4 protein-coding genes are annotated in these 5,400 nt (G+C 47.9%); 1 reads left to right on the forward strand and 3 read right to left on the reverse strand.

Going from position 1 to position 5,400, the window contains the following annotated elements:
• Window positions 1–473: 473 nt before the first annotated feature.
• Together AB1S50_RS18735 and AB1S50_RS18740 are read right to left on the reverse strand one after the other, a co-directional pair.
• Window positions 474–902 (reverse strand): GNAT family N-acetyltransferase, encoded by a 429-nt coding sequence (locus AB1S50_RS18735; RefSeq protein ID WP_367152736.1) that lies wholly within the window; start codon window positions 900–902, stop codon window positions 474–476.
• Between the two features lie 414 nt (window positions 903–1,316).
• Window positions 1,317–1,706 (reverse strand): hypothetical protein, encoded by a 390-nt coding sequence (locus AB1S50_RS18740; RefSeq protein ID WP_367152738.1) that lies wholly within the window; start codon window positions 1,704–1,706, stop codon window positions 1,317–1,319.
• A gap of 1,497 nt (window positions 1,707–3,203) precedes the next feature.
• Here AB1S50_RS18740 and AB1S50_RS18745 point away from each other — a divergent pair.
• Window positions 3,204–4,334 carry an FG-GAP repeat domain-containing protein gene (locus AB1S50_RS18745; protein ID WP_367152740.1) on the forward strand — a complete coding sequence of 377 codons (1,131 nt, stop codon included), beginning with the start codon at window positions 3,204–3,206 and terminating at the stop codon, window positions 4,332–4,334.
• Window positions 4,335–5,271: 937 nt separating this feature from the next.
• On the opposite strand, the gene AB1S50_RS18750 is transcribed toward AB1S50_RS18745, so the two are convergent.
• A partial coding sequence (locus AB1S50_RS18750; RefSeq protein ID WP_367152741.1) for a transposase domain-containing protein occupies window positions 5,272–5,400 on the reverse strand: 129 nt, incomplete at its 5' end.

Raw genomic sequence — 5,400 nt, forward strand, 5'->3', positions numbered from 1 at the left:
TACTGCTTGAGGAACTCTGTCAGACTGATACCTTTCTGAAACTGTACTTTGTTGCGGGCCATGGCAGATCCCCTTGCAGATCAATAAGATGACTGTATTTATATACAGTTATCTATAGCTTAGCAAGAGTGGTAATTAGGTAATATTGAGAATGGTCATTCCAAATAGAATTGCAAATATACCGAGAATACTTAACAAAAATATCTCAGTCAGATTTCGCTCAAAAACTTTAAAGTCAAAAACCGATGAACATATAAAAATAAATACCCAATACATCAGCAGAAATACGGTAACAAGCGCAATTTTATTCGTTATTTTTACGACATTCATTAGTTATGCTCCCTGTTCTTTTACTGCCCCCCAAACAGGGCATAATTTTAAATGACAAGCCTTGGCAACATAACGGGGCAAGCCAATATACTGTATCTTTATTACTAAACAAAATATAAACCGAAATTACTTTGCATTGCAAATCAACCTTGAGATTGATACCGCATATTTGGTTTAAATTTTTTGGTCATGCCCTGGCTTGCAGGAGACACAAGTCGATAGCCAAGTTTTTCATAGAACATTGGTTCATCGGCAATCATCGAAATGTATGATCCCTCCAGTGCCACTGAGGCCAAATAGCTGTCTATATACTCCATAATTTTTCTGCCCAACCCTTTTCCCTGGTAACCTGGATCTACAGCTACATCAACAACCTCAAAATTACATGCGGCATCACCAACTACGCGCCCCATTGCAATCAGCGTTTCAGCATCTCTGATCGAGATACCATATAAACTGTTTGGCAGTCCAATTCTTGCAGCTTCCAAGGATTTTTCTGACAAACCTGCTTTCACACGCAGATCACAGTATTCCCTTGGGCTTGGAACCTTTTCTTCGTATTTTATGCTCATTCTGCGCCACTCCCATTAGTACGCCGTGGCATACAAGACATACCCGGCCATAAATACCAGACATAGCTGGCAAAGTACACTAATTTTACCCACTATAAGCAGACATGCATTTAGGTATGCTTTACGTGACAATTTCGTTTATAGGGTCCTTGCCTGAGATTTCTATTTGCAGTGTGGCAACGCTTACGATGATAGAGGAATTTAATTTATCCACACACGCTAGAGCTAGCCTGTCCTTTTTCTGATGTGAACTGGTTGTAACGACTCCGCTTTGCTTTGCTTAATTCCAGTTAGATGCGTATTTTGAGGGAATGAGGTGTCTACTTTTCATAGATAATCTGAAGTCATATTACCTGCCTTATGAACGGAGTTGAAGTGCGAAGCGCACAAAGTACGTCCTCGGCAGGCCTTTTGTCAGGAATCAGCTTTAGAAACTACTTGTTCCTCGGGCTGTGCCGCTACAAAGCCAAAACAGATTGCGGCGCATGATAGGGCAATCCCCGGGATGAAGGCCCCCAGCCAAAAGGCCAAGCCTACATTTGCTGCTACCATTATTGTTATAAAAGAGGCAATAACCCGAATACCATTTTGAAAAAAGACTAAGGATGCCCCCAGAATAGCCAGTCCTATCAATTGAATAGATACGTGAATAAAAAGAACAGGAAATATACCTTTTAAAACCGGCGCAATATTTGACTGGGTAATCTCGCCACTTATCCAGTTGAAACCAGAGCCATGAAACAGCCCCATACATAAAAGAAGCAGGCTCCCAACTATGCAAGACCATTTAATTAAATTCGACATTATAAACCCCTAATTTTTATATTGTGTTGTCGTGATCACTATTATTCTTAATACCATCCCGAAAGCACCTCTGTGTCAGCTCTCAAAGATTTTCTTTAAACTCAGATAGTTATATGTGCAATTGGCGCGATTGTCCAAAATAGAGACATGGCCATTGAGTCCACTGCCCTGGAATATACCATTACTGTGGCTTCGTGTATTTTCCCGTTTTCTCGGTGATATTGTTCTTTCCCCCAAAGATAAGGGGTGCGGTAAATGAGGTTCCGGTTCTTATCTGATCAAATCTTCAACAAAGCGATACCACTATCCGGATACGGTTTTCCCCAGGGCATACTCCATCTCGCCTAAGGAAGTAGCTTTGTATCGGGTGGAAAGCCACTGGCAGCCACATAGACTGTGCGTACCTCCCCTTGGTGAAGGCAAGGGAAGGCAGGCACTGGCGGTACCGCTTTGGGCGCCCCGTATTTCGTGACGCCCTACTCTTGGGTCAAGATCGCTTTCGCTTGGTCGGTTTGGGTTGGGCTGGTGTATGGGAAGAGGGGAACATGGCCTGGTGGTCCGCCAGCTCCCAGGCTTGCTCCTGCAGCTCAAATAAGCGCTTGAGCCAAAGGGGGCGACCAACTTCGCATGGCGCAATGTCCAACTCCACGATATCGTCGTGGATGGCTACGGGCGTAATGGTATAAAAGCTTTCCAGTTGTAGTGGCTCAGACAATCTACAGGGGAATACGGCCATCTTTATAGGCTCCTTGAATCGCCTGGGGCGGAAAGGCGCTGACAAAGCAATTGGCTTTACGCCGTTTCTCTCGCCGCAGGCGCGGTCCTTAGGGAAAATAAGAGATAAATCCGGGGAGAGGCCACGTAGCCGGGGCGGTGCGCGGCTGAAGTAGAGCACCACACCAATGGTCGCGCTACGCCACAGGACACCCCGGCGCCAGGGGCGGGGGTGGCCAATAGAGCCCGGCTTCAGGGGGAACCTTATTGAAGACGAGCGAATGTGTGGCGTATCATCCAAGACAGCCTCGCTAGATATCTCTAGTATCTTTCGGGGTTAGCCATCTCTCGGTGTTGCCGCACCGGGAGGTGGCGCCTATGCCTTACTCACGCGATCATGGTGTAGTCCTTCCCTATTTATTGACGATTCGTTGTAGCTATAGATTTCCCGCGAGCGCCGCCATTACAGGGCGTTTCGCGGGTTAAGTGACGAGAACTGCGGTATTTTTTGGCTGCTTATCTATTTTTTGCTGTTTTTTGCTGTTTTTTGCTGTTTTTAGCTGTTTTTAGCTGTTTTTTCTTTGCCTGTACCGGTTCAGCGGCTGGGCGCTATGGCAGCAAAGCTACCGTATTCGTTTTTTGCAAATAATTCAATCAAGCGGTAGCTTTAAGCGACAATGAGTGTGTTTTTCCTTTATTTCCCCTTAGGCTGACAAGGACGCCTTCCGGTAGCCCCTTTTACGCGATAGAGTGTTGAAAAGTTAATCAAGGACAGTTGGCTCTATGATTCAACACAAATATGCAGCTTATTCTCTGCTTATTTCGGTATACGCACTCGTTTTCCAGGCAAAAGCCGTGGAAATCGACAATATCACCTTCAAACCCACTCCGCTGAATGTCAGTGCAGGCCAACCGGTAATTACCGTTCTGGACTTCAATGCTGATGGCGCTGTTGATGTTATTTTTTCCAGCTATACGGCCAGTAATGCTGCGATTTATCAGGGCAACGGACGGGGTGGTTTAGTCAAAGTGGGCAGTGTCCCGGTTGGTGAGAATCCGTCAGATATGGCAGCTGCCGACCTCAATAACGACGGCAATGCCGATTTGGTAGTGGCCAACCACGAAACCGACTACGTCAGCCTGCTGTTGGGTGACGGAAAGGGGGGCTTTAAAGCATCGCCTCTATCGCCACTGAAAATAGATGTGAAACCCCATATACATGTGGTTAAGTTGGCTGATCTTGATGGCGACAAGAGACTAGACCTGATTGTCGACAGCCGTGGTGACAATGGTATGCGTTACTTTAAGGGGCTGGCCACTGGCAGCTTCGAAACGCCGGGACAGCTGATCAATGCAGGAGGAGATCTATATCGCGGCTTTGCTATCGGTGACATCAATGATGACGGACAAATTGATATGGTAACTCCCAACCCGAGAGAGATTGGCATTGTGACCCATAACGGTTCAAGTACCCCGTCTTTTACCCTGGAAAAGCTGGCCCCCTATACGTCCCCCTTTGTGGTTGAATTGGCAGAAATGAATGGCGACGGAAAGCCGGATATTCTCATTGGCTCAAATGGCGGTTCTGTCACCTTCATTCCAGGGAACGGCGATGGAACATTCAGTGAAGCGGACAAAATGGCAATAAGCACTCCCTCGGGTGCCAAGCAGATAGCCGTTGGTGATATCAATGGCGATGGCCTTGAAGATTCAATGGTTACCAACTGGTCCGGTGAACTGCTTGTTATCCTCGGTAATAAAACGAAGGTTGAGACCATAAGATTTAAGGATGCCAAAATCCCCAACCCATGGGGAGTGGCCCTGGCAGACCTCAATGGCGATGGGAAGAGTGACCTGATCCTTGCCGATGGAGACGGCAAAGCCGCTGCCTTATATCTCAGCCAAACGGAGTGATGATGGGTAAATCAGAGTGAGCAGGGATGCGATATTTTCTATTCTTCGAACTTCACGGTTGCTGCCTTTCTGGCCAAAACAAACAGTGACAGCAAGGCTTCAGTGAATTTCAACTGGCCCTAGTCCCTCCAGGGCCACTCTCCAGGCAGGCACAGCAACCCATTCCCCCGATACCTATTACAGTGGCCGTCCATACTCTGGTATTTCCCAGTCCGAGGATCCCTTATGGGAGTTACACAAGCATCCTTCTCCGCTTTCCCGGCACAGGCCTCATACAGCTTTGGGTCTAGGGCCTGTTGACACTAACTGAGTTGGCCCTGTTGTGACAGAAAAGGGGCCAATCGAGGCAAGAGGAGTGAGGTTTGGTTGTTCCAAATGAGCGACGAGCAACGAAGAGTGGCGCCTTTTACGACACAACCCGAAGGGCTGCCCCTGGTTTCGCGCCCTGCGGCGTTAGAAATTGCTTATGTGGATCCACCACACAGCGCAATTCCTAACGCCGCAGGCCACTAAACCAGTAGCAGCAGGGCTATCTCAGTTAGTGCCAACAGGCCCTAGTTTCTTTGGTTCACCGCCAACACAAACCAGGGTGCTCTCCCGGCCCGCGACACAGAATCTTTCCTGCCATTCCTTCTCGAAGAAAATCGTACAGGCCGCACCTAGACTCTTTCCTTTACAAGGATCTGCGAGTTCCGCAAGAGGGGCAGGTGCCTCTAACTCCAGCACTCTATCCGCCGCCGCCAATATTGGTGCCTGCAGGCAGAGGAAAGCTCGAAAGAGGACTCCAGTCGATCTTACAGAGGGCTTTTTCATGTTGGCCATTCAACTCAGGGGCAATCTATGACTACCGTGATCATCATTATCCCGATTGAATTCTCAGAAGCAATCAGGCAGTTCCGAGAAGTTGATACGACCGTACACAGTAAGCGTCCGGGCATCACACCTTGTCAGCAGGAACCCAGTTATGGGGCAGCAGCTCGCCGATAGCACTGGCGCGATGCATCGGTAATCGCTGCATCACATCTTTCAGATACGCAAAGGGATCATGACCATTCAGCTTGGCTGA

The sequence above is a fragment of the Microbulbifer discodermiae genome (assembly GCF_040742695.1).
Classification (GTDB): domain Bacteria; phylum Pseudomonadota; class Gammaproteobacteria; order Pseudomonadales; family Cellvibrionaceae; genus Microbulbifer.